General features: G+C 44.9%; 26 protein-coding genes. 20 read left to right on the top strand and 6 right to left on the bottom strand.

What is annotated here, in order from left to right; genetic code table 11:
* Positions 1-19: 19 nt before the first annotated feature.
* On the bottom strand, positions 20-310 hold the full coding sequence (locus MHB49_RS20550; protein WP_405152803.1) for an HNH endonuclease: 291 nt from the start codon (positions 308-310) through the stop codon (positions 20-22).
* A gap of 172 nt (positions 311-482) precedes the next feature.
* Here MHB49_RS20550 and glp point away from each other — a divergent pair, with 172 nt between their 5' ends.
* Both glp and mobB read left to right on the top strand, forming a co-directional pair.
* A complete protein-coding gene (gene glp / locus MHB49_RS20545) occupies positions 483-1,751 on the top strand; it encodes a gephyrin-like molybdotransferase Glp (protein WP_405157198.1) in 1,269 nt (422 codons plus the stop codon).
* Positions 1,752-1,758: 7 nt separating this feature from the next.
* Entirely contained in the window at positions 1,759-2,283 is a 525-nt protein-coding gene (mobB, locus tag MHB49_RS20540; RefSeq protein ID WP_405152802.1) for a molybdopterin-guanine dinucleotide biosynthesis protein B, read from the top strand.
* A 215-nt stretch (positions 2,284-2,498) separates the two neighbouring features.
* Here mobB and xerS read toward each other — a convergent pair whose 3' ends face one another.
* Positions 2,499-3,605, bottom strand: a complete 1,107-nt coding sequence (gene xerS / locus MHB49_RS20535) for a tyrosine recombinase XerS (RefSeq protein WP_247897976.1) — start codon at positions 3,603-3,605, stop codon at positions 2,499-2,501.
* Between the two features lie 159 nt (positions 3,606-3,764).
* Here xerS and MHB49_RS20530 point away from each other — a divergent pair, with 159 nt between their 5' ends.
* Both MHB49_RS20530 and MHB49_RS20525 read left to right on the top strand, forming a co-directional pair.
* The gene (locus MHB49_RS20530) at positions 3,765-4,253 is read left to right on the top strand and encodes a GNAT family N-acetyltransferase (protein WP_247897975.1); all 489 of its coding nucleotides are present in this window, start codon (positions 3,765-3,767) and stop codon (positions 4,251-4,253) included.
* 153 nt (positions 4,254-4,406) lie between these two features.
* A complete protein-coding gene (locus MHB49_RS20525; protein WP_405152801.1) occupies positions 4,407-5,300 on the top strand; it encodes an aldo/keto reductase in 894 nt (297 codons plus the stop codon).
* Between the two features lie 504 nt (positions 5,301-5,804).
* On the opposite strand, the gene MHB49_RS20520 is transcribed toward MHB49_RS20525, so the two are convergent.
* Positions 5,805-6,683: an aminoglycoside phosphotransferase family protein gene (locus tag MHB49_RS20520; RefSeq protein WP_405152800.1), complete on the bottom strand. Its 879-nt coding sequence runs from the start codon at positions 6,681-6,683 to the stop codon at positions 5,805-5,807.
* 350 nt (positions 6,684-7,033) lie between these two features.
* Here MHB49_RS20520 and MHB49_RS20515 point away from each other — a divergent pair, with 350 nt between their 5' ends.
* The 8 genes from MHB49_RS20515 to MHB49_RS20480 are packed head-to-tail and all read left to right on the top strand — an operon-like array spanning position 7,034 to position 14,686.
* Positions 7,034-7,309, top strand: coding sequence for an acyl carrier protein (locus MHB49_RS20515; protein ID WP_405152799.1), 276 nt, complete (start codon positions 7,034-7,036; stop codon positions 7,307-7,309).
* Positions 7,290-8,687 (top strand): hypothetical protein, encoded by a 1,398-nt coding sequence (locus tag MHB49_RS20510; protein ID WP_405152798.1) that lies wholly within the window; start codon positions 7,290-7,292, stop codon positions 8,685-8,687. The genes MHB49_RS20515 and MHB49_RS20510 overlap by 20 nt, the downstream gene beginning before the upstream one ends.
* Before the next feature lie 23 nt (positions 8,688-8,710).
* The gene (locus MHB49_RS20505; protein ID WP_405152797.1) at positions 8,711-9,817 is read left to right on the top strand and encodes a hypothetical protein; all 1,107 of its coding nucleotides are present in this window, start codon (positions 8,711-8,713) and stop codon (positions 9,815-9,817) included.
* A complete protein-coding gene (locus MHB49_RS20500) occupies positions 9,789-10,964 on the top strand; it encodes a radical SAM protein (RefSeq protein ID WP_405152796.1) in 1,176 nt (391 codons plus the stop codon). The genes MHB49_RS20505 and MHB49_RS20500 overlap by 29 nt, the downstream gene beginning before the upstream one ends.
* 60 nt (positions 10,965-11,024) lie before the next feature.
* Positions 11,025-12,008 (top strand): ATP-binding cassette domain-containing protein, encoded by a 984-nt coding sequence (locus tag MHB49_RS20495; protein ID WP_405152795.1) that lies wholly within the window; start codon positions 11,025-11,027, stop codon positions 12,006-12,008.
* Positions 12,005-12,814 (top strand): ABC transporter permease, encoded by an 810-nt coding sequence (locus MHB49_RS20490; protein ID WP_405152794.1) that lies wholly within the window; start codon positions 12,005-12,007, stop codon positions 12,812-12,814. The genes MHB49_RS20495 and MHB49_RS20490 overlap by 4 nt, the downstream gene beginning before the upstream one ends.
* Positions 12,815-12,838: 24 nt before the next feature.
* The gene (locus MHB49_RS20485; protein ID WP_405152793.1) at positions 12,839-13,630 is read left to right on the top strand and encodes an ABC transporter permease; all 792 of its coding nucleotides are present in this window, start codon (positions 12,839-12,841) and stop codon (positions 13,628-13,630) included.
* A 12-nt stretch (positions 13,631-13,642) separates the two neighbouring features.
* Positions 13,643-14,686: a hypothetical protein gene (locus tag MHB49_RS20480; RefSeq protein ID WP_405152792.1), complete on the top strand. Its 1,044-nt coding sequence runs from the start codon at positions 13,643-13,645 to the stop codon at positions 14,684-14,686.
* An 87-nt stretch (positions 14,687-14,773) separates the two neighbouring features.
* Here MHB49_RS20480 and nrdF read toward each other — a convergent pair whose 3' ends face one another.
* The 3 genes from nrdF to nrdI are packed head-to-tail and all read right to left on the bottom strand — an operon-like array spanning position 14,774 to position 18,209.
* Positions 14,774-15,736, bottom strand: coding sequence for a class 1b ribonucleoside-diphosphate reductase subunit beta (gene nrdF, locus MHB49_RS20475; protein ID WP_247897964.1), 963 nt, complete (start codon positions 15,734-15,736; stop codon positions 14,774-14,776).
* Between the two features lie 42 nt (positions 15,737-15,778).
* Positions 15,779-17,863, bottom strand: coding sequence for a class 1b ribonucleoside-diphosphate reductase subunit alpha (gene nrdE, locus MHB49_RS20470; protein WP_405152791.1), 2,085 nt, complete (start codon positions 17,861-17,863; stop codon positions 15,779-15,781).
* A complete protein-coding gene (gene nrdI / locus MHB49_RS20465; RefSeq protein WP_247897962.1) occupies positions 17,850-18,209 on the bottom strand; it encodes a class Ib ribonucleoside-diphosphate reductase assembly flavoprotein NrdI in 360 nt (119 codons plus the stop codon). Before nrdI ends, nrdE begins: the two co-directional genes overlap by 14 nt.
* A 370-nt stretch (positions 18,210-18,579) precedes the next feature.
* Here nrdI and MHB49_RS20460 point away from each other — a divergent pair, with 370 nt between their 5' ends.
* The 8 genes from MHB49_RS20460 (at position 18,580) to MHB49_RS20425 (ending at position 25,059) form a co-directional block, all read left to right on the top strand.
* Positions 18,580-19,308 carry a response regulator transcription factor gene (locus tag MHB49_RS20460; protein WP_405152790.1) on the top strand — a complete coding sequence of 243 codons (729 nt, stop codon included), beginning with the start codon at positions 18,580-18,582 and terminating at the stop codon, positions 19,306-19,308.
* Positions 19,309-19,336: 28 nt separating this feature from the next.
* Positions 19,337-20,188 (top strand): sensor histidine kinase, encoded by an 852-nt coding sequence (locus MHB49_RS20455; RefSeq protein WP_405152789.1) that lies wholly within the window; start codon positions 19,337-19,339, stop codon positions 20,186-20,188.
* Positions 20,185-20,838: a response regulator transcription factor gene (locus tag MHB49_RS20450; RefSeq protein WP_247897959.1), complete on the top strand. Its 654-nt coding sequence runs from the start codon at positions 20,185-20,187 to the stop codon at positions 20,836-20,838. Before MHB49_RS20455 ends, MHB49_RS20450 begins: the two co-directional genes overlap by 4 nt.
* Positions 20,839-20,991: 153 nt before the next feature.
* Positions 20,992-22,377: a nitrous oxide reductase family maturation protein NosD gene (locus MHB49_RS20445; protein ID WP_405152788.1), complete on the top strand. Its 1,386-nt coding sequence runs from the start codon at positions 20,992-20,994 to the stop codon at positions 22,375-22,377.
* Complete coding sequence (locus tag MHB49_RS20440; protein WP_247897957.1) at positions 22,374-22,943, top strand: nitrous oxide reductase accessory protein NosL; 570 nt, start codon at positions 22,374-22,376, stop codon at positions 22,941-22,943. The genes MHB49_RS20445 and MHB49_RS20440 overlap by 4 nt, the downstream gene beginning before the upstream one ends.
* Positions 22,944-22,968: 25 nt before the next feature.
* Positions 22,969-23,790 (top strand): ABC transporter permease, encoded by an 822-nt coding sequence (locus MHB49_RS20435; protein WP_405157197.1) that lies wholly within the window; start codon positions 22,969-22,971, stop codon positions 23,788-23,790.
* Positions 23,783-24,496: a heme ABC exporter ATP-binding protein CcmA gene (gene ccmA / locus MHB49_RS20430; RefSeq protein WP_405152787.1), complete on the top strand. Its 714-nt coding sequence runs from the start codon at positions 23,783-23,785 to the stop codon at positions 24,494-24,496. The genes MHB49_RS20435 and ccmA overlap by 8 nt, the downstream gene beginning before the upstream one ends.
* Positions 24,497-24,528: 32 nt before the next feature.
* Positions 24,529-25,059, top strand: coding sequence for a redoxin domain-containing protein (locus MHB49_RS20425; protein ID WP_405152786.1), 531 nt, complete (start codon positions 24,529-24,531; stop codon positions 25,057-25,059).
* The last annotated feature ends 117 nt before the right edge of the window (positions 25,060-25,176 follow it).

Below are 25,176 nucleotides of genomic sequence, written 5' to 3'. Positions count from 1 at the left end.
GGACGCTGTTCTTTTTGTTTTAGGATTTGCGGACATGATGGGACTTTCGAACACGAGGAATGGTTGAAGCAGGTTGTTTGCGAATCCAGCGGATATAAGGAGCGATGCGCTCATCCTGCCTTAGAGCCTGTACCTCAGTTAAACCTAAGGTTATAATATCGCGATTGTTATAGAGAGAATGAATTTGTTTGTGGCAAGGGATACAGAGATCGGCAGTAGGCATATGCGTTCCACCCATTTCTTTCGGTGTCAGGTGATGGACTGTGGTTTCGACAGGTTCCCTTCCACACAATTCGCATCGTTGATTCATGAAGGTCATCTCCTTTTCTCTTACATATTGTGGTCTGCCAAGCCGTCTTTCATGTGGGAGGTAAATTGGTGAGTACTTGTCATGACATAGCTTTCGGGCTACACTTTCTAAAACGATCAAATGTCCCAGGGAGGTTCTATTACTATTGAAAATACATTCACATGCAACGGATATGACGACTGCGAAATTTAACCGTAAGGCTATACAAGTATCGGATGCGCAGGCGAAAGTTGCGGCTCATGTCAGCTCGGGTTCAATTGAAAAAGTAACACTTGAGGAAGCACATGGTCGAACGCTTGCTGAGACGATATATGCTCCTCATCCTTACCCATTCTTTCGTCGATCCGGAATGGATGGGTTTGCGATTCTAAGTTCGGATACGATTGAAGCATCCAGCGAGAAGCAGATTTGGCTCCGTATCATTGATGAAATTCCTTGCGGGTATACATCGGATCAACCGATTACATCCGGTACAGCTGCTCGGATCATGACAGGAGCTCAGGTGCCGGAAGGCGCTGATGCTGTTGTTATGATGGAAATGACTGAAAGCAAAGAAGAGCATGGGGAACAATGGATTGCTCTGAAGCGCCATATTCAGCCGAATGCCAACATTACACCTATTGGATTGGAAGTTCAAGAGGGACAACTGCTGCTTGCAGCAGGAACAATCATTCACGCAGGTGAACAATCCGTGCTGGCAACATTCGGTGTAGGCCAAGTGCCAGTATACAAACGCCCCAAGGTAGCCATTTTTGCAACTGGTACAGAATTGTTGGAAGTGGACGAGCCGTTGCAACCTGGGCGTATTCGGAACAGCAACAGCTATATGCTTCGTTCTTTGGTCGTTGAAGCGGGGGGTGAGCCAGTTATGTATGGTTCGATTGCTGATAATGTGGATACCGCACGTACGAAGCTTGCAGAAGCGCTTGAACATAATGATATAGTGGTCACAACAGGCGGAGTATCGGTTGGGGATTATGATATTATGGGTGACCTCGTTCGGGAAGGGAATATGGAGATGCTGTTTAATAAAGTGACGATGCGTCCCGGCAGTGTTACGACGGCTGCTGTGGTCAATGACAAGCTGCTATTTGCGCTTTCGGGTAATCCCGGAGCTTGTTTTGTCGGCTTTCAGTTGTTTGTTCGGCCAACGATTCGTACGATGCAGGCAGATGCTCATCCATATTTGGAAGAATGGACAGCCATATTGGAAGATGATTATACAAAGGTTAACAATTTCACACGATTTGTACGCGGACGAACAGAGATACGTAACGGAATGGTGTATGCTAAACCTTCTGCTGCGCGAGTGGACGAATCCAGTGTCATGATTACGATTAAAGACAGCGATTGCCTGATCGTGATTCCACCCGAAAAAAAAGGCATTTCTGCTGGTGAACAGGTTCGAATTCTCAGACTTCCCACGGGTCATGGCAGGTAGGTCATACATGGCTGAAATCAGCAGCACTTCACCACATATCATGCAGATTGTTGGATATAAAAACACAGGAAAAAGCACCTTAATTGCTGCACTTACCCGGTCCCTTACCTCTGCTGGACGAAGAGTGGCTGTAATTAAACATGATGGACATGATCATTTTGAGATGGATCACGAAGGAACCGATTCCTACAGCTTTGCTCAGGCGGGAGCCGATGCAGTCGTTGTGATGTCAGAGAAACGTACTGCACTCATTGAAAGACAAGCGACGTCGTTGGAGAACATGATCAACTATCTGTCAACGTATGACTGGATTCTTATTGAGGGATACAAACAAGCTCCATATCCCAAATTGGTCACGGTCCGTGAAGAGAAAGATCTTTCTCTAATAAAGACGTTACAGGATGTAGTTGGAATTGTTTCATGGCTGACGCATGACAAGAGGGGAAGCTTGGAGAAAAGTGGGGATCTCGTCTGGCATTCTGTTCATAAGACAGAGGAAATAGCAAGATGGCTGGTCTCACTTGAGCGTTAGGAAGAGAAAAGAACATTATGACGAAATAATTATTATGTAAACTGAATGATGTGAAATGTAAGGAAAAAAGTATGTTTTCATTAATTTTGCGAATGAATTAAAAAATAGAAAAAGCGATCCTTGCAGGACATTTTCCTGAAAGAATCGCTTTTTTTAAGTTCGTTTGATATCTTGTAAAGATTTGATTCAATGTTGAGTGAAAAGCAATAAGTAGGCTACATTCCATCGTCAGCGCGACGTTCAATGGCTTCAGACATCGTTTTATCCGTGAGGTGTGCGTAAATTTCGGTTGTTTCCGTAGAAGCGTGTCCAAGCTGTTCTTTGGTTTTATAGATATCATTTTGCAAATAATAGTCGGTCGCAAAAGAATGGCGCAATTTATGCACAGTCAGGTAAGGCTTGCCAAATTGTTTGGCGTATTTCATGATCATGGCTTGTATGGCTCGTTTGGTCATCCGACTTCCTTCGGAATCTCCATTACGAAGTGCAATAAACAGCCCTTTTTCCCGTTTGGGTGTGCGGTAACGTGACTGGCGCAGATTGATATAGGTTGCGAGTTCATCTTTGGCTTGTTCTCTAAAATACACAGGCGTCTTAAACGTCTCATCATTATTACCTTTGCGATATACATACAGCAGCTTGTTATTCAGATCCAGATCATCCACGTTCAGGTTCACCACTTCAGATACACGCAAACCCGAATTCAGAATGAGGCTGGCGATGCAGGCATCCCGTTCTTTGTTAAGCTCGTGCGAGTAAAGTGCTTGTTTGTTCTTTTCCATATCCACGGCGTATCCTTCAAGGATGTATCCGATAAACTCCAGTAACTCTTCTTCTTCCAGAAGTTTACCCTTTAGTTTGGCAGCTGTATCTTTGGGCTTGTGGGTACGTTTAATCTCAATTTTCGCCATAATGTTTCGTTTCAGCAGGGGGTAGAAGTCTTCGTCCTCTGCAATCTGACTCAAATAATGAAAGAGTGAACGCAGCGATGAAAGCTTACGGGATACCGTGATTCTGGAGTTGGCGCCTTCACGCTTGGTGGCCAGAAATAATCGATAAGATGTTACTGATTCCATTCGAAGTACTTCTAGCTCAGTCAATGTAACTTCCTTATTGGAGCTTGCCTCGGATAATCCTTCCGCGCGCAACCAGCCAAAGAAAGCTTCGTAATCCCTTAAATATTCAAGCAGAGTAGAAGGAGATAAGTCGGGTAATTTATAGTCAATGAATTGCTGAACGAACCAGGGCATGGAAGGCAGTTTGTCATCCAGCTTGCGTCGGTCGATCTCTTTTTGCACATTGGTCAAGTTCGGCACCCCCATGTTAAAATTATTTCTATAATATGCTATATCCTAGTTTACCATATTTAGATCGTCACAGCCTGTTCACGGAACCGGAATAAGCAGATTCATGCTTCCTTGCCCTTGGCGGTGTAAAGCTTTAAAGTATGAGTTATAAGTAGAGCAGAGGAGGTGAACCGGATGAATATAAAAATAGAGCTGGTTCCCCGGGAACGCAGTCAGGTGATTCGGCACTTAATGCAATTTTATCTGTATGACTTTACCAAATATTTGAATATTGATGTGGATAGTAACGGTATTTTCCCGGAATATCCCGGATTGGACGCCTTCTGGTCAGAGGAGGACCGTAAGTTTCCTTTTTTGATTACGAGTGATGAGGCACCGGCCGGGTTTGCGTTGATAGAGCGATGTGAACCAGGCAGCAAAGATAATGACTACTATTTGACCGAGTTTTTTGTAATGCAGAAATACCGGCGTAGTGGAGTTGGCACCCGGGCAGCTTATGAACTGTTTGAACGTTTTCCGGGAAGGTGGAAAGTAACCCAGGTTCGCAACAATGTCATTGCTCAGGCGTTCTGGCGAAAAATCATAGGCGAATACACAGGAGGCCGCTTTCGTGAGAAATTTCATCCTGAACTGGGGAACCCGAGTCAGTTTTTCGTAACCTGATTCAACGGATGTATCGGTGATGGAGGATATAAAGTAAGATGAACAAGTGGGTGTAATACCCAACATAAGGGTAATACATACCGAGGACTACTTTGTACTATATGAACTTTCATTATCTGTAACCAAATTCACGAAGCTTGGAGGAATTGATCCATGGAACTGCGTAATTACGGAAACACTGGCATGAAAGTAAGTACACTAGGGTTTGGTGGAGCGGAGATCGGCAGGAACGTATCCAAAGCAGATGTAGAAATATTGCTTAACAGTGCGCTGGATGCAGGATTAAACGTCATTGACACGGCTGAATGTTATGGGGATAGTGAAGAGTTAATTGGAGATGTGTTATCACATCGAAGAGACGATTATTATTTGTTTACCAAATGTGGACATGCCGCTGGGGTAGATGGCCCAGATTGGGACGCCAAAGTATTAGAGGAAACGATTGACCGTAGTCTTAGAAGACTTAAAACGGAATACGTTGATGTAATCCATCTTCATAGTTGCTCAGAAGAAGTACTTCGGCAAGGAGCGGTCATTGAAGTGCTGCAACGAGCCAAGGAAGCTGGGAAAACAAGGTTTATTGGATATAGCGGCGATACAACGGATGCCCTCTATGCCATTCAGACAGGCGTGTTCGACAGCTTGGAAACCTCGCTGAACATTGCCGATCAGGAAGCCATCGATCTGACGCTGCCTGAAGCGAGAAAGAGAAATATGGGCGTTATTGCTAAACGGCCTATTGCCAATGCGGCATGGACGTATGACTCGCTTCCGGAAGAAGCATATCCCTTTGTATACTGGAAACGCTTGAATGAACTTGGTTATGGTTTTCTGAGCGAAAATGCACAAGCAGCCGTTGAAATCGCATTACGTTTTACGCTCAGTACAGAAGGGGTAGATACGGCAATTGTGGGTACAGCCAAACCTAACCGTTGGCAGCAAAATGCTGACCTGGTCGCCAAAGGAGCTCTGAGTAAGGAGTTATATGACGAAATTAGAGAACGGTGGAAAGAAATTGCGGGAGCTGACTGGACTGGACGAACTTGATTCTTCCAACTAAAAAATAGCTTGAAATTATGCCAAAGTCGCCTTAAAGGCGGCTTTTTTATTGGCAACAACCTTATATTTTCAATATATGAAAAGTTCACAACAGTAAAAGCGTGCTGGCGATGTCCATGAAGAAGCATATGCTTCCACCATATTTCCATCCAAGAATGAAGGGAGAATTTTATCGAGTAGCCCCAAAAGTTATTCATCTGCACCTCTCTTCGTACACCATATTATTATTTCAATATATGAAAAATTCACAATAGAAAGAGCAATTTACGCTCCCCTGTTCATACCTGCATCTACACTACGTCATCTCACCAACCCGTTATAACGAACTGCTTTGTCCTAAGCTCAATGTCAACACTGATTTGTATTTAATATTGCAAGATTTAGAGGTTAAATGGGATGGCTAAAATAAAACGCATAACAAATCTACGGATAAGCAGAAAGAAATCCCAACACGGGACTATGCACCCGTTGGGATTGGATAGATTCGTAAGCTTATAGCGATTTATAGTCACGAATAATGACATCTAATACATGCTTTCCCCAATTCGAGGCTTCCGAGCCTTGTTCGTTCCAATCGTAAGAGATGAGTGCTTTCCACAAAGCCCAGCCACGTGCACGATCAACCGTATCTTGGTCAACATTCATGCAGCATAGGAATATCTCACGACTCACATCATCAAAAAAGTTCCATGCCATCACAAGATCACTAGAAGGATCACCTACGCCCATCGTTCCAAAATCAATGACTCCGCATAGCCGTCCATCTTGCACGAGCAGATTACCTACTGCTACATCACCATGGAGCCATAACGGTGACGCTTGAAATTTCGTTGCAAGGGCAAGCTCCCATATTTCAGTCAGGAGCTTTGGATCGTACTGGCCGGATACCTTTTCAATGACGGTCCTTGTATCTGTATCATAAACCGCCAAGTCGCCGCCGCGATGAAAATTTTGAATACCTGCCGGAATCCCATGGCTAGCATCGATGGCTTCCAGCTCTCTCAGAAATTTTGCGAGGTCTTCGGCAAATACACTTAGATCAAGTACGTTGGCATACGAGACAGTCTCGCCTTCAATCCATCGGTTGACCGACCAGGGAAGGGGATATTCGTCCGAAGGCTCGCCTTGTTCAATGGGAGCTGGAATGGGCAAGGACAGCAGAGGTTTGAAGATGGGAAGCCACTTCAGTTCTTTTTCAACAGCAGAGGCGTAACGTTCGTGACTCGGTAAACGAATCGTCATTTCGTCACCCAATCGATAAGTGCGGTTATCGTGCCCACTTTTTTCCACGGGTGTTATTGTTAAACCTTTCCACTTCGGAAATTGACTATCGATTAATTGACGTACCAATTCAATCGTAATTTCAATCATGTGCTCGCCTCATTTTCTATAAAATGTATGGGTTCTAACGTTAGTACATAAATTTTAACAATTTGTCTTGATTTGATCAAAGGGAGAAAATCGTCCAAAACGAAATGAGAAAGGCCGCCGCTGGGAAGCCGCTAAAATAGCGGTTTTTTAGTTTCTGGAAGGCTTGTTGGGAATGCGAAATCACTGGTTTTTATCCCTTGACATAAAATGTCATTATAAAGATAATAATTGTAAATTTGGAATCGAAGAGGAGGGGAGAATTCCAAACAGCTTTGTTTTGAATGGTCTCTGTAAGCGTAATAAGTTCGGTTGCACCCTCACAGAATTATCACTTTATAAGGAGTGTAGTTATGTACGATAAAATCGTAGATATTTTGTGCGCTATCAAAGAAGACCAACCGGAACTGCGCCAATCCCTGTCCCCAGCAACGGAGCTAAATAATGATATTGGTCTCGATTCTCTGCAAATGATTCAATTTATGCTCAAAGTCGAGGATCAGTTAAACGTAATCATTGACTATGACGAATTCGATTATGAACATCTCCAGTCGATTGACACATTTATAACCTTTCTGAAAAGCTGCCAGTCGCATGAGCAATTATTGTATGAAGATGCCCAGAAGTGAGGCCATGGGGATTCCAGCGATCGTCATGGGGACATTTGATCCAGAAACGCGATGGAGGGACCCGAACTTAGCCAAGTTACCGGCTATGCCTGATAAGGAGAGGGAAACCATTGTCTTATGTATGGACGAGCTGTTATTTCCATTTTGCGGGCCTGACGATATCCTCTACACCCGCTGCAAAATCAATCCAAAGCTGTACGAGTATCTGAACGGGTTAGGTTTTTCCTTTCGTACCCGTTATCACTTTGATTTGAACGATGAAGAGGGGTCCTTACCCGAACCGGACACTTTCAAGCAGTGCATGTTCAGTCTTGTTTCAGACAATCAACAGCGTGAAGAGAGCTTGACCCAGAACGTCAAATATCTCTCACCTTATGCCATTACGGCTGATATGGAGGAATACTTGCATGCCGAAGGATTGTTGGGTTCTTTGCCCAACCTTGAGACGGTTAAGCATGTAAATTCCAAATTGTACTCCAACCGACTCCTGACCAGGATCGGAGAGAAGTGTTATGGCACGGAAGTGAACAGTGCAGGAGAAGTGCAGGCTGTCGGAAATACGCTGCTGAAGCGAGGGGCGTATTTGCTTAAAGATCCATTCGGTGTTTCCGGCAAGGGCAACATGCTCATTGAAAATGAAGCCATGCAACGAAGGATAGCAGAGCACCTGGACAAGCAGGAGAGGAGAGGACTGCGCTCGCAATTCCTGCTGGAACCACTGCTAAGAAAAGCGATCGATTTCAGCTCACATTGGTTCATTCATAAGAGCGGTGAGAGAGAGTTTCTTTCGGTTCAGCGTATGTTGAATCAGCAGCAGAATTACGGCGGTTCTATTAGAGCAGATGAGTCTTTGCTCCTTCTGCTGGAGAACGAGGGTTATTTTGATACGATGGAAAAGGCACTTCAGGTATTATTCGAGGACGGGTACCATGGTTTCGTTTGCTTCGATTCCATGATTCTGGAGGACGGGGTTATCGTGCCCATTGTAGAGATTAACGCGCGAAAGTCTATGGGTCTCATTAATGCTTATCTCGATAAAGGCTGGGAAGCGAACGGCCATAGCGGCCTGCTTACCTTTCTATCTCTCGGTCTACCTGAAGGCTTTACGTTTGGAAGTTTACTGGACGCTTTGCAGGTATCCGGTCTTCTATTGAGAGGTCAAGGTGAGTACGGAATTATACCTATTTCATCTAACACTGTAATGGTGAACAGTATTATGGCCTCTCAACGTATTTCCGAGGGAATCCAGAGTCACCGTGGTATGCCCAAGGGACGGTTGTATATCTCGGTCGTGGGCCGTGACGACGAACATCGCAGTGAACTGATCGTGAGCCTGAGGCAGGTACTCGCTGACTTGTCCATTAAAGTGTACAACTAAATTCTGGAATGCGGAGGCTGCGCATGAACTCATCTTCGGTTACCCTGCTTGCATCGGGCAATTCGCTTGGTGCATATATTCCGGCTATGCATCTGCACACCTACCTGCAAGATAGAGGTGTTAGAACGGACGTTCACGTTCTGGAGAACCTGTACCATGAAGAAATCAGATGCAAGATTCATTCCACCAAAAAAGCATTCCATGCCGACTTCTCCGTTGCCCTTATGGGCCATAAACTGGCCAAGCCTGTAGACTCTTCCCTGAATGAAGAGGAAGTCCAGTTCTTGTTGGAATCCTGGTTACGTAAGGGTATATCTCATTTTGCTGTGTTTACCGGTTTTTGGCTGCCGATCCTGGAGCGGTACAAAGCCCTTGCGCACAAGCCTCTGGATATTCAGCTAATTCGTATGGATGTGTGCGATACGCCATCGTTTAAAGTACACAAGTCCTTGTATCCGGACTACGATAACGTCTGGCTTTACGAGTCTTCAAGGTTGTCTCCAGACTGTTATATTGCCTCAGATGAAAAAGAATTCCTCCCATATGGACAGCGTGACGGACGCATTCTGATCCATGGCGGCGGCTGGGGAATTGGGACGTACGCGGCAACGATTGCAGAGCTTCGTCAACTCGGTTATCCGCTGGATGTGATCGTCTACGATCTTTCCGAGGTGGAGGAGGACGATGGGAGGACACGCTATTTCGGAACGGAGGCATCATGGAATCCGTGGAGTCGGGATGCCCAGGGGCGGCATTCGTTTCCACCAATGATCCGTTATGTGCGTGAAGATGGCATTCTCCGGGCCATTCCGCTCCGAGATTACTCTGTTTACACGGACCTTATGCGCAATTGCGCTGCTATTATTAGCAAGCCGGGAGGAGCGACACTGAACGATTCGCTGTCCTACGGGATACCTTTTGTCATGTTAGAGCCTTTCGGCGATCATGAGCTTCAGAATTCAAACTATTGGCAATCCTGTGGTTTCGGTATCCGGTTCGCGGAATGGAAGGCCCTAGATTACTCGGAACAACATCTCGAAGAAATGCACAGACGTTTACTGGAGCAGCGATCAAAAATCAATCATTTGGGGAGGAAAACGTATGCAGCCGAAAACAGCAGTTACGTTTGATAAGCTGACATTCCAAAATATGAAAAGAACCCTCGTTCCGCTCGCAGAAACGGGAAGGAAACGCCGGGAGGACCCGACGTATGCCGCACCCGTGCCTTATGAGATCGGAATCAAGCTTAATAACGGCTGTAACCTGCGCTGCAAGCATTGCTTTGAGTGGAATCCAGATGGCTTCCATCACGGCTTTGCCAGTGAAGTAAAGAGAGACGAAATCGAGATTCCCGTCGTTGAGAAATTGCTCGCCGAAACGAGAGAACGCAAATCTCGTGTGTTCCTGTGGGGCGGAGAACCGCTATTCTATTCCAAGTTCGATGAACTGGCAGAGCTGCTAGCGAAGGAAGACCGGCATACGACCATTTGCACAAACGCGATTCTCATTGAACAAAAGCTGGATTCCATTTTGAAAATGTCTAAGAATTTAGTTATGCTGGTCAGCCTGGAAGGATTCGAAAAAGAGAATGACGCGATTCGGGGCAAAGGCACGTTCAAAAAAGTAATTCACGCTATACAGCTGCTGCTGGATTTGCAAAAGCAGGGCTTATACAAAGGTAAAGTGTCCGTAGCTCTGACCGTAAATGACCAGATGGTGGACCAGCTGTACAGCTTGATGGAATTCTTTGAAGAGTTGGGCGTTGATTCCGTGTACTTCTGCTTCCCATGGTACATCCCTTCCGATACGGCGGAAAAAATGGACACCTACTTTGATGCCCACTTTCCGCACCTTGCCTCCCGCTTTGCAAGTGATCACAAGAACAGCTGGCACTCATTCACGTTCCATATCTCACCGGACCGCTTCGAAACATTAATCGAGGAATTTAAACGAGTTAATTCACGTGTGTGGAATGTACGTATCCGCTATCAGCCTGCGCTGGAGCCCGAAGAGGTAGAAGGTTTTATACGGGGGAGCGAAAAGCCGGCCATGAATCGGACCAAGTGTTTCTCGATCTCGAACCGGATGGACGTCATGCCAGACGGTAAAGTCAATCCATGCAAATTTTTTCCAGAGTTCAGTGTCGGTAATTTATACGAAGAAAGTGTGGCAGATATTTTCCATGGTGAGGATCTGCGAAAACAACGCGAGGTTCTGGCCTGCGGCCTGACACCAATTTGCTCCAAATGCGTGCTTCTGTATAACAACGGAGTTTAATCGCTTTAACTTTAATCCGCCCAATATGGGAAAACATGCAATCATTCAGGAGGAGCGGGGATGGACTTTATCCGTGTACGGGAACTGCACAAATCATTTGTATATTACCGGAAAGAAGCAGGACTCAAACATTCACTGAAAAACTTGTTTGCTCGCAAATCACTTGTGAAGGAAGCGGTCAAATCTGTTTCCTTTGATATCGGCCCTGGAGAGTGCGTTGGATTTCTGGGTCCGAACGGAGCAGGCAAAACCACAACGCTCAAAATGTTATCAGGCATCCTTTATCCCACAAGTGGAGAAGCCGATGTACTTGGCTATGTACCTTGGGAGCGAAAGAACGAATTCAAACGGCTGTTCTCCATTGTAATGGGTCAGAAAAATCAACTTTGGTGGGACCTTCCGGCCAGTGATTCGATTTATTTGAACAAATGTATATATGACATCGAGGATGATATCTATCGTCGAAGTCTTGCCGAACTGTCGGAAATGCTTGATGTGCAAGACCTGCTGGATGTGCAGGTTCGCAGGCTGTCCTTGGGTGAACGTATGAAAATGGAGCTAATCGCCGCTCTGATCCACAGGCCCAAACTGCTGTATCTCGACGAGCCAACGATCGGCCTGGATTTCCCCTCTCAGAAGAGGGTGCGGGAATTTCTGAAATACTATAATGAGCAGTTTGGCGCAACAATCCTGCTGACGAGCCACTACATGAAAGATGTGGAGGATCTGTGCAAGCGGACAATTATCATTAACGAAGGAAGTCTTCTGTATGACGGGAATCTTCACAAGATTAACGATCTGTTTGGTGAACACAAAATTGTGAAATTGCGATTCTCGGAGCCGGTGGCCGAGCAGCGGCTGACCAAATTCGGGAAAGTAATCAGCGCAGACGAGTACAGCATTGTTCTGGAGCTGCCCAAACACCGCCTAAAAGAAGTGTCGCGCGCTGTGCTCGATTCGTTTCCGATCGTTGACTGGACGATCGAGGACGTTCCAATCGAGGAAAGTATTTCCATGCTCTACGCAAAGGAATCGGTCGGATGAATGGACGCAAATTGTATACGGCTGTTTTTTCGATGGGTGTGCAGCAATCGATGGAATACCGATTTCACTTCTTTCTCGGTCTACTCGGAGCTGCGTTTCCCATTCTTGTCCAGTATTTTATATGGACAGCGGTGTACCAACATTCTGGAGAAGCAGCGCTGTTCTCGTATTCATACAATCAAATCATATTGTATACCATCTTGGCAGGCTTGGTATCCAAACTGATCGCTACCCAGTTCGAGCATCAGATTGTCGACGATATCAAAAACGGAGGTCTCAACAAGTATTTGATCAAACCGGTCAGCTACTTCGGGTATCGGCTAGTTTCCTTTTTTGGACAGAAGGCGATCTATTACGGCGTTACAGCGATGCTGTTCGTCGCAATTATCTGGATTTCATCTGCCGGAGGTGTGCTTGAGTTCCAGATCATACGGCTGGTCTTGTTCGTTGTCTCGCTGTCGGGAGCGCTTTTGCTCAATTTCTTGATCTCCTACTGCATTTGTGCAAGTGCTTTTTATCTGAACGAAATCTCTTACTTTTTCGTTATTACGAGCCTACTGGTGAATATTCTGAGCGGAGGCATGTTCCCATTGGAGATTTTCGGGGATTCAATTGTGGGGGCACTTCAGTACACGCCGTTTCCGTATACGATTTATTTTCCGGTTAATGTGCTCAGCGGCAAAACGGAAGCGGCAGCGATGTATCAGGGATTGCTCATCCAGTGCGGGTGGATACTCCTGTTCTTATGGCTATCCCGTTTAACGTGGCGGATATCCATGAAGAAATATTCAGCGGTTGGGGGGTAGCGGGGATTCCATATGTTTAGAACCATGAGAAAATACGTGCATTTATACGGCATGTTCATCAAAAATTGTCTCATTGCCCAGATGGAGTTTCGAGGCAATTTCATGATGAGCCTGCTGGTGGAATCCGTCTACCTGCTCGCCAAACTGTTATATGTACTCGTTGTGTTCCGCACCGATCTTCATGTCGACGGCATACCGCCAGAAGGACTGCTTCTATTTATAGGCATGCACACCGTGGTGACAGGAATATATGTCGGACTGTTTTTCACCAATTTTACGAAAATTCCGGAATATATTAAGGACGGCTCACTTGATCTAATGTTAACGAAGCCGGTTTCTCTTCAATTTATGGCTTCCTTGCGTTATGTCGATCTGGCACTGCCAATCCCTGATATTTTGGTTGGTTTCGTCATGATTGGCATTGGCTGGCATGCCATGGACATACCCCTGACGTTTCTCCAGCTAGCCGGGTTTATGCTGCTGTTATTTGTCTCCGTTATCATCACATACTGTCTAATGATTATCCCTGCATTGCTGTCATTTCGGTTCGTTCAGACGGGCTCTGCGTCGGAGATTGCCCATTCCGCCTGGGACGCCAACAATTTTCCAATGGCGATATACCCAACTTGGGTCCGGCGGATCGGTACCTTTGTCATTCCGCTGTTCCTGATTACCAATTTCGGACCGATGTTCCTGCTGGGACAGCTCAGCTGGTTCTATACAGGACTTACACTGGTTGGTTCGCTCATACTTTTCACAATGATACGATTGCTCTGGAAACAGGCTGTGAAGGGATATAGCAGTGCAAGCAGTTAAGGGGGAAAAAGAATGAATGCTGTTCAACTGCCCGTGTTAAATCCGCCGCTTAAAGGATTTTTGCGATGGGCTTACACACTTTCAATTACCAGTGCACATGAAGAAACAATCCCTTGGTACTACAGCAATTTCATTCAGTTGTCCTGCAAGAAAACCTTTCTGGAGGATGGCAGACAGTTTTATATCGATTTTTTCCGGGGCAAACCCAACGAACTGAATTTCAATAATCCATTTCTACTCACATGCTCTGTGAATTATACGATTCTGGAGCACTTGGCGCTGGACGCCTGGCCTCAATTTTTCGCAGATCAGATTCGCAGCGGTTATTATTGCGTTGTGTTTTTGGATGAAGCTCAGCTGCCGCCAGCGGCGGCTTATCAGCAAGAACCTTTTCCTCATCATCTTTTTCTATACGGTTTCGATTGGGATAAACGTGTTTTTGATGCTTCTATGTTCGACCATACAGGCGTTTACCGCAATGTACAGATTTCGTTCACAGATTTCCTGGATGCTGTCCATTCCATGAGACATCTGCTGAGAGAGGGACTCACCGCAGATCATCATACGTATTTTTACAAATACGAACCGCATTCCCCGTATCCTTTTGATCGAATTGTAGCGCTCGACCAGCTGCACGACTATCTGAACGGAGAGACCCATCTGAACCGCATCAATTACATTCCTGACGAAGAACAGGCTTTTGGCATTAACGTCTATGACTATTTGCAAGTGTACTATGATGCCGTAGAGAGCAATGATCCCCGGCTGGGTGACCGTAACGATGTGAGGCATCTTCATGTACTCTGGGAGCACAAAAAAATGATGAGTGAACGGATTGCCTACTTGATAGATGAGGGGATAATCCCTTACGACGAAGAACTTGTGAATGGTTATCAGGATATAACCACTAGGGCAATGAAGCTAAGGGATCAATACATTCGTCATGAAATTCGTGAAGACAAGGGTGTGTTTGCGAAGGTAAGACTTCGGTTGGAGCAGTTCCGCAAGGAAGAGCCTGTTCTGCTGCAAAGACTAATTTCATTGCTCGAAAAGTAACTAAAGAAGGCTATTCCTCTGGGAGGAACAGCCTTCTTTAGTTATATTCATAGGCAACACGCTAGCCTTATTATGATTCTTTACGACTTATTCAAACTTGAAATCCTCATCCGTCAGGGGTTCCACATTCAATGTGCGAATATAGCCATTGCCTTTCTTAGAGAAAAAGTCATGCTGCTTAGTATGTGTACTGATTCCATTTAACACAATCGGATTAACCTCCTCGTCTTCAAATAATGGCTCAAACCCGAGGTTCATCATCGCTTTGTTAGCGTTATAACGAAGGAAGGTTTCCACTTCTTCAGTCAAATGAATAGGCGTATATAATTCCTGCGTATATTGCAACTCATTTTGATGAAGAAGCTGTACTAGATCAACCAAACCTTGATATACATCGTTCCGCTGCGTTTCATCAAAGCTTGCGTATATTTCCTGAGCTAACACACCCACATATACACCATGTATACTTTCATCCCGCAGAATCAAATCAATGATCTCACCACTGCAGGTGAGTTTACCTTGTCCAGCTAAATAGAGTGGATAGAAGAAACCGCTGTAAAACAAATAACTTTCCAAAAGAACAGAGGCAGCCATTGCCATATAAAGATCTTTTGAAGTTTCAATATTCATGTAATACTGACGTATAATCGTCGCTTTGGTTTGTAGATATGGATTTTCTTCAACCCATTTGAATACACTGTCAATTTCTTCGGTGGATGCCAACGTGGTAAAAATACTGCTGTATGATTTCGCATGAATTTGTTCCATCATCGCCATAAAACTAAGGACGGCCTTGCGCTGCAGTCCATCGACATGCTCCATAATCTGCGGCATACCTACACCGCCCTGAATGGTATCCAGAAGGGTTAGACCTCCCAAAACTTTCATATAAGCGTCTTTCTCTATATCACTGAGCATGCTCCAGGTCATTTTATCATCGGATAAAGGAATTTCGTCATCGGTCCAAAATTGCATAATATTCTGATTCCAGAACATTAGGGTGAAATCATCATCTGCTCGATTCCAGTTCACAGCTTGTATTGCTGGCATGGTATATCAAACTCCAATCGTAATACCCAAAAGGGAATATGTTTATATTGAACAAGCAATGCATTCTTCCATCGTCAGCTTGTTGGTTCTTGTGTAATACAGAGATTTCAACCCTTTATGAGCAGCATACAGGTAGCATCGTGCCAACTCTCGTGTGGATACATCACTGTTTACATGAAGAATGGTGGAGATGCCTTGGTCTACATGCGGCTGAATCTCTGCAATCAAATCAATCACCTTGAATTGATCCATTTGATACGCCGATTTGTAATAGAAGACGTTGTCCTTTTGCAGATAGGGCATTGGATAATACGTGGTTGAATTGGCATAGGTCCGTGTCTCAATTTGTTCCACGATGGGCATTACACTGGATGTTGCGTTTTGGATATAAGAGATGCTGGCCGTTGGAGCAATAGCCATGCGATAGGCATGATAGAGGCCATTTTCCATCACTCTAGATTTAAGCAGCTTCCAATCCTCGGGCGACGGAACATCAATTCCGTTAAACAGTTCTTGTACTTTCGATGTGTTAGGACGGTAATCTGTGGTTACATAACGATCAAAATATACGCCAGTTGCATAATCCGATTGCTCAAATCCATAGAACCGCTGCCCCGTCTGTACTGCAAACTCCATACTTTTCACCAAGGAGTGATAATTCATGGTCATAAAGAAGGTGCGTACAAAATCCTTGGCTTCCGGGCTCTCATAAGCAATCCTGTTTTTGGCCAAGTAACCGTGCAGATTCATGGCACCCAAGCCCACAGAATGCATTTCGGAATTGGCTTTGGCCACACCGGGAGCATTAGCAACATGTGTCATGTCGCTGACGGCGGTCAGTGCGATCATGCCCTCATGAACGGATTCCTTGATCTTACCACTCTCCATAACATTAACAATATTAAGGGAGGCCAGGTTGCAGCTAATATCTTTACGGATAATATCCGGTTGACCATAGTCTGTAATTTCAGAAGTCTCCTGAAGCTGGAAGATCTCTGTGCAGAGGTTGGACATCTTGACTTGTCCTACGTTTTTCAAGGCATGTGCTTGATTGGCATTGGTTTTATTAATGATGTAGGGATAGCCGGATTCAAGTTGAGTCATTGCTATTTTGGTCAGCATATCCCGTGCGCTGAGCGATTTTTTCTTCTTCACCCGGTCGTCAGCCAGCAAGGTATCATACATCACATCCAGATCCATATCATCCAAATGTGTTCCATACGCCTTATAGACACTATAAGGTGCGAAGAGATACAGAGGCTCATTATCTTGAGCCAGCTTATAGAAACGATTAGGAACAATAAGTCCGATAGAGAGAGTTTTCAGCCGGATTTTTTCGTCCGCATTGATCTTTTTGCTATCCAGCAGTTCCATAACGTCCCAACCGAAAATATTATAGTATGCTGCACCAGAACCCTTACGTTGACCCATCTGATCAGCGTAGGAGAAACCATCTTCCATCAGCTTGAGAACCGGTGTAATTCCTTTAGCAGCCCCTTCGACACCTTTAATGACTTCGCCACGAGCACGCAACTTCGACAGATTGACAGCCACTCCACCACCGATTTTGGATAACTGCATGCAAGTGTTTAGTACATAGTTTATGGAGTTCAGTGAATCGTCCATTTCAAGCAGGAAGCAGGAAACCAGTTCACCGCGCCGACTTTTTCCCGCATTCAGAAATGTGGGGGTTGCGGGTTGAAGGCGCTGTTCCATCATCGAACGGGACAGCAAACAAGCCGTATCAAAGTGTCCACGACCCAGATGAAGTGCAACGGCGGCTACCCGATCTGCATATTGCTCAAGGTATGTTTTGCGGTCATATGTTCTCAACGCATAATCAGTATAGAACTTGGACGCTGCCATATAGGAAGGAAAGTGATATTGATAGCCACGCGTAATTTCAAATACGGTTCTAACTTGGTCAGCTGTATAGGAAGCATAGAAATCCTCGTAATAATCATGATCAATCATGAATTGGACTTGATCATCAATGTTGGCGAACGCCATACTTTTATTTTTGATTTCTTTCATAAACTCCTCTACAGCCTCTTTATCCTTATGTAACTGGAAGAAGCCATCAGAGTCGCGCTTTAACAGCATGTTATTCAGTTCAATATGACGCAATACGGTTCACCTCCTGTTCAAAATACTCCACATCTCGTTTGGAACCCGATAATTCAAATTTACTAATCACCGGGACGTTATACGATGCAGATATCAAATCAGCACTTTTGGCAAAACGCTCACCCCAGTTACGGTTACCGCTGGCGGCCACGCCAATCAGGTATTGAGAGTTTTTTTGCAAAAAAGAAGACACCTTATCAGGTATCTGTCCAAAACCTGTTGTATATGTCACAAGTACGTACGGTTCATCAATCGTCATTTGATTTTGAATCTGAACAGCCGGCAGTTGAAGCTTGGAAATAAACCTCTTAACATTCCCGGTTATAGAATCATACACAATTAGCACTATCATATCCTCCTTGACAAATGAAAGGTGATCAAAAAGAAACACTATATATAGATTATATTTTTAATTTTATATCAATATATAGCTTTGTCAAATGCTAATCCGTATCGATTTTGTGAAAAAACCTGATGAATGGGCTCTATGACTAGGTTGAAAAAAACGGGGGCTTAGTAGATATCCATATTCGAAGTCAAGCTATTTGGTGCATGGAGAAATGGGGAAAGGACATTGAGATAAGCCTGAACATAATCGTTCATAGATTGTCTACAATTCAGAGATAGATTATAAGAGGCATGGCTCTATGGAGTCATGCCTTTTGAGTACGTTGAAGGTTATGCTGATTACATATCGCAAAGATTGGAGGTAAGCCATGAACGGGACCCTGCAGCAAAATAGAATATTGATTGTAGATGATGATAAACGGGTCCGAAGACTTCTTCGAAAGTACTTAGAGAAAGAACAATTTATCGTAGAAGAGGCTTCGCTGGGTTGGGAAGCGCTTGGGCAGCTTCATCACGGTTCTTATGCCTTGATCATTCTTGATTGGATTCTCCCTGATATCAAGGGGATTGAAATATGCCAGTATCTTCGAACAAACTTAAGCATACCCGTCATGTTTCTGACAGCCAAGTCAGAAGAAGGGAACCGGCTTGAAGCTTTCAAAGCCGGGGCAGATGACTTTGTCATGAAACCATTTAGTCCGAGGGAAGTTGTTCTCCGTATCAAAACCATAATGGCTCGTTATAATGGATTGGTTGATCCTCCGCCAAAAGATCATTCAGCGAGCGAGGTACTGATTGCCTCCATTTTAATCAATCCAACGTCACGAAGGGTCACAATAGAAGATTTGGAAATTCATATGACTCCCAAAGAATTTGATTTGCTTTATCATCTGGCGACACACACGGAAATAGCCTTCTCCAGGCAGGAGTTGCTGAGAATTGTTTGGAAAGTAGGGCATGATGAAGATCTGGATTATCGAACTGTAGATACCCATGTGAAACGGCTGCGTGACAAACTATCCGAGCATATGCCGAATCGGGAAGATCTGATTCAAACCCTGTGGGGGTTCGGTTATATTCTTCGTTTGCCACACTGAATCTTATCTTAATGTGTAGGAGGAGCATATGTCTTACAAACAAATCAAATGGATGATCCTGCTCATTCCTACCTTAACTGTTGGACTCTGGGAATATGTAAGGCATCAGTTTCTACTCCCCTATATATCGATGGATTTGGGCAACTGGCTTACGCCTGTCATTGTATATGTTGTGAGTATAACGTTGTTAACTCGACTGTTTCTCATGTTGGAACGTATTCAAAAAGAACTGGAGCAAGAGCGTGAAGCCAAAGCCGCATTTGAATCTCGCGAAAAGATGGCCAAGGAACTTCATGATGGAATCGCCCAATCTCTTTTTTTATTATCGGTGAAAGTCGGACGTCTGGAGGAGCAAGCCAAACAGGATCAACAGCTGGACAATTTGTATTCGATCAAAAAAACGGTTCATGAAGTCAATCGTTATGTGCGTCAGGCCATTGCAGATTTGCGTTATGATCCTTACGTTGATCAAGCTCAAGCCTTGGCTATGAACGAATCGGGCACACTGTTTGGTCAAATTCGAAGAATTGCCAAAGATATCCCTGTCCGAATTGAATTGGATTGGGCCATCCCGGATGATACATTTACTGACAAAGAGAAGGTAGAACTGCTCGCTTGTATTCGGGAAGCTCTTTTTAATATTCAAAAACACGCATCTGCTTCCCAAGCATGGATTCGGGGAAACGGAGACAAAAAGTGCTGGAATATCACGATTCGAGATAATGGAAAAGGATTTGAGATGAATCCCTTTGAACGAAAGGATCGATATGGACTGAAAATTATGAGAGAGCGGATGAATGAACTGAACTTTACCATGCAATTCCGAAGGGAGCAGCAGTTTACTGTTGTCGAATTTTCAAAGGATGGTGAGATGTTATGAGCCATACTCGCGTACTTGTTGTAGACGATCACGCTCATGCGAGGGAAGCCATATGTGAGATTTTATCCATGGATTCCGGCTTCGAAGTAATTGGCGTCGTATCGGACGGTCAACAGGCGATTGATTATACAGAACAGTGGCTTCCCGATCTGATCCTCATGGACATTCAGATGCCGGTGATGAACGGTCTTGAAGCAACACAACGGATCAAATTGGCCTTTCCTTATGTGAAGATAGTCATGATTACCGTCTCGGATGATGTACTTCACCTTCTGGAAGCGTTGAAGCGGGGAGCTCAGGGCTATCTTCTCAAAAACCTTGAACCGTCCATGTGGCTGGAGTATCTTCATTCCATCGTTACAGAAGAAGCTCCTTTGAGCCGAGAAGTGGCTTACCAAATCCTGAAGGATGTCTCGCTCACGGAGAAAAAAGAGCCTGATGTCCCATTAACCACAAGAGAAAAGGATATTCTCTATGGTGTGGCTGCAGGGTGGACCAACAAAGAAATCGCTGCGAATTATACGATTTCTGAGTATACCGTCAAAAATCATTTGAAAAATATTTTGCAGAAACTGCAGGTTCAAAATCGCGTTCAACTGACACGTTATGCACTGGAACAAGGGCTTATTACAGACCACAATCGTCTGTAATAAGCTTTTTTACTATATTCCTGGGGTACTTTCTGTGTAGTGGGATGTCATTCGTTTTGCTTTTAACTACATTGACCTCACAAATTGGACACAAAACGTCCAGCTCTATAGCCAGTTTGAGCTATATGGTAAAAATTTGTTTTTATGTACACTATGAGCAGTATGTTCATGAAGGAGGTTATGATGTTAAACGGACGGATTGTCCTGGGTATGTTGCTGCTTATAGGGATACTGGCGATCCCGCTATTTTACCCGCTTGACACTGCAAAGGCTGCTCCTGAAATCAAAGATGCTATCCCACTCCAGCCATTCATTGATGGTTCTGAATCTGGAGAAGTGCTCGTGCTGGAGCCGGGGATTTATTCTGGTCCCGTAATGATAGACAAGAATATATCCATTCGAGGGGACTCATCCGTAACCGTATTGAATACGGAAGCTGAATCCGCGATCACCATTCGTTCAGATGGAGTGACTTTGCAGGGTTTCACGGTTCAACACTTGACGAACGAACCCACTGCTGCGATTCAGGTTGAAGGAGATCGTGTAGAGATCACGGGCCTGGATATTCAGAGTCAAAGTTTCGGAATTGTGCTGCGGGGTTCTGTCGATGGGCTCATACATAGCAATACCATTTCATGGGCTGGACCGAAGTCTGCTACCAGTGGTCAGAAGGGGAATGGCATTGATTTGTACAATTCCCATCGTACCCAGATCGAAGACAACCAAATGACCGGCATGCGGGACGGCATCTATCTGGAGAACAGTCGCAATCTTACGGTTAAGGGTAACACGCTGCTGCATAACAGGTACGGCATTCATTGCATGTATATCGATGGTTCTTCTGTCGTGGACAATGTGGGGGAGAACAACAGTACCGGGGCCATGGTCATGGGCGTCAAAAATACGGTTGTATCCGGAAATTCCTTTCGTAAACAGAGCGAAAATGTGCACTCACAAGGGATTTTGTTGTATGACGTACAGCTGTCCAGGATTCAAAACAATGTGGTGGAAGGTAATCGGGTTGGCATGAACATTGCCGAATCCTCGGGAAATGCAATTCGCGGCAATGCGGTGCTACGCAATTTTATTGGTATCCAGCTCGTTCTGGCAGAGGACAACCAGTTTACCAGAAACCAATTTGTTTCGAATGTGATTGAAGCTTCGGCGATGGACAGCCAAAACAATGAGATGAACGAGAACTACTGGGATTCCTTTCAGGGTCTTGACCTGAACGATGATGGAATCAGTGAACTCTCCTATGAGATTAATCCTTTTTATGAGCAAGTGGTCAATCGGAATTCGGCTTATCAGCTTTTCTTTCAATCTCCAGGCATGCTCTTCATGAGCAGTTTGTTTACGGAAGGCAAGGAAGAGTGGACAACCGACAGATCGCCGTTAATGAGCATGAAAGCGGAATCACTGACGGCGGAAACAGGTGCACAATCGGTGAAAGAGACAACTGAGGTTTGGATCATCGGATGTATCCTGCTGGGCATGGCAGCTTTTATTATGATCTATACGGGGGTATTACGAAAATGAAAACACATTTGAGAACAGTCATGGTGCTTCTCTTTGGGGTGCTGTTATTAACCGCTTGCGGCAAAAATTACGAGGCATTACCTATCAATGAAGACGTGGATATCTGTGCCATATGCAAAATGCAGGTGAAAGATGATGCCTATGCCACGCAGCTTACGACGAAAGACGGTAAAAATTATAAATTTGATGACATTGGTTGTATGCACCAGTGGAAAGAAGAGAACGGAACAGATAACATCGGGATGGATTTTGTTCGTGACTATAATGACAAGGAATGGATTGAGTACAGCAAAGCTACTTATGTATATGATGCTTCACTTCGTACACCCATGGCGTATGGCATCCTCAATTTTAAGGACAAACAATCTGCCGAAGCTTTTGTTGCCGAGCAGGGTGTGGGAACGATCATGACCGCTGAAGACCTCGCCACCCACGACTGGAAACAAAACACCGAGATGATGGATATGATGGGTGAGCATGGGCACTCCGAAGAGGGAATGGGTGAAGGCATGCATGAAGGAACACATGAGGAAAGCGAATCAACGGAAGATTCAGGGCATAAGTAATGGCCAATGAAGATGGTGATCCATGATGGGAGATATGTTGCAAGTCGTTCGACGAGAAATGAAAATGGGATTTCGCAATCCCTGGGCCTATTCATTTTTGATTCTTTTCTGCGTATTTAGCCTGAGTTTGCTGATCATTAACTCTCAGAATTTTGTAGCAGGATACTCTGGCACGACAGGTTCCATGTTAAATCTTATTCTTTATCTTTTGCCGCTGATGACTCTCTTCCTGGGGTCCTTTTCTTTGACTTCTGAAAAAGAAGAGGGCAGCTGGCAATTGTTATCTATATACCCCATCGGCACGATGTCTTTTATCGTAGGAAAATATCTGGGGCTGTCGGTTGTATTAATGACTATAGTTACATTTGGATATGGTCTGATGGGACTTCTTAGCGGATGGGTGGGCAGCCCTTTAGATATGATGACGTACCTTTTGTTTCTGGTATTCTCCTGCGGACTGGTGCTGCTATTTCTGACGATTGCATTGTTCATCGGTTCGTTATCCAAAAATCGGTGGCAAGCATTAACGATATCCGTATCCGTTTGGTTTTTCGCTGTGATCGGCTGGCCGACGCTTCTAATCTCCGTACTGGGAATCATGCCGTATCAGTGGGTAAAACCCTTACTCACCGTTCTAACTTTCATCAATCCGGCTGAGCTGGTACGTTTGTTTGTAGTGATCAAACTTGGCGGGGGCTCCATACTGGGTCCTGAATATTATCAGTGGGTAGATTGGGTGCAGCCATCGAGCGGGAGCTGGATCTTCATGGGGATATGCCTGCTGTGGATTGCATGTTCCATCGTGGCAGTCTACGGGATCTGGGAGAGGGGGCGTTCTCATGGATAACGTGGAAGCAGAGATTGTTGGACTGTGCAAATCCATAAAAAAACAACAGATTGTTGAAGATATATCCTTTCATGTTTCTTCTGGCCATGTGCTTGCCTTATGTGGTGGAAATGGGGCTGGAAAGAGTACTGTGCTGCGTATGATGGCAGGTATTCTTCAACCTACCTCGGGTGAAATTATTGTAAACAAAATGCGCTGGTCCAAAGAACGAAAGCGGTATTCGGAACAGATTGGATATATGCCGGATGATTATCATTTTAATCAGGGTCTGACAGCAGAGGAAGTGCTCCAATTCTGGGCGGCACTAAGAAAAGTTCCCAAAGCACGAGTAGAGGAAGTGCTAACCCTGGTAGGCCTGGTGGATCAAAAAAACAAACGGGTCACGACCTTTTCCAAAGGCATGCGGCAGCGTGTTTTATTTGCCCAGGCTCTGTTGGCCAAGCCTCCGCTGCTGATCATGGATGAGCCGACGAATGGATTGGACCCCTTCTGGATGCAGGAATTTGCAAACCTGATAAAACAGATCAAGGAGGAGGGACACATGGTCGTATTCTCAACCCACCAGCTAGAGATTGCAGATGATGTTGCCGATCATATTGTTTTTATGAACAAAGGACGTAATGTGGGAGATGGCTCTACTGAGGAGTTTCGTCAACAATTCGGGTCGCTTCATGCTGCTTTTCATCATAGTCTCGGGTTGAAATAAAGGTGAAGCGAATGGGGGAAAAGAATCCGAAAATGAGACGTTTAATCACAATTTTGATTGGAATGGCTGCTGTGCTGGTCGCTGCGTGGACCATTTATCAGACTTCATCCTCCGAGCCCCAAAAAAACGGTGCCATTGAAGCTGGTGCAATCGCTCCCGAATTCACTGCGGTTAATTCAGCCGGACAACAGGTCAAGCTCTCCGATTATCAGGGCAAAGTCGTCATGATTAACTTCTGGGCTTCATGGTGCACCCCCTGTGTGAGGGAAATGCCGATGATTAATCAGATCGCTCAGACATATCAAAATGACGTAGAGACCCTGTTTGTCAATGTGGGGGAAGCGAAGGGCACCATTCATGAATTTATGGAGAAACAGCAGTTCGAGTTTCCTGTTATCATTGATGTGACCGGAAAGGTCTCCGGCCTGTATCGCATCACCGGGCTGCCTGCGACCATGATTATCGATCAAAAAGGCATATTCAGTCACATTCTGCTCGGTGAGTTGACCAAGGATATTCCCTTGCAGCAATGGCTGGAGCAGACCGTACAGCAAAAGAATTGAAGCATTGCAAGACTTTATGAACAAAAGAAGTCGAGAAGTCGCTATACGAGCGACTTCTTTTGTTTTATTTGTAAGTTGCTATAAGAATTCAAGCAACCGCGAATGGTTTTCTCGAAC

Origin of the sequence: Paenibacillus sp. FSL K6-0108 (genome assembly GCF_045040695.1) — a bacterium.
In the GTDB taxonomy this organism is placed as follows: Bacteria; Bacillota; Bacilli; order Paenibacillales; family Paenibacillaceae; genus Paenibacillus; species Paenibacillus pabuli_B.
This window is presented reverse-complemented; position numbering and strand designations above follow the sequence as displayed.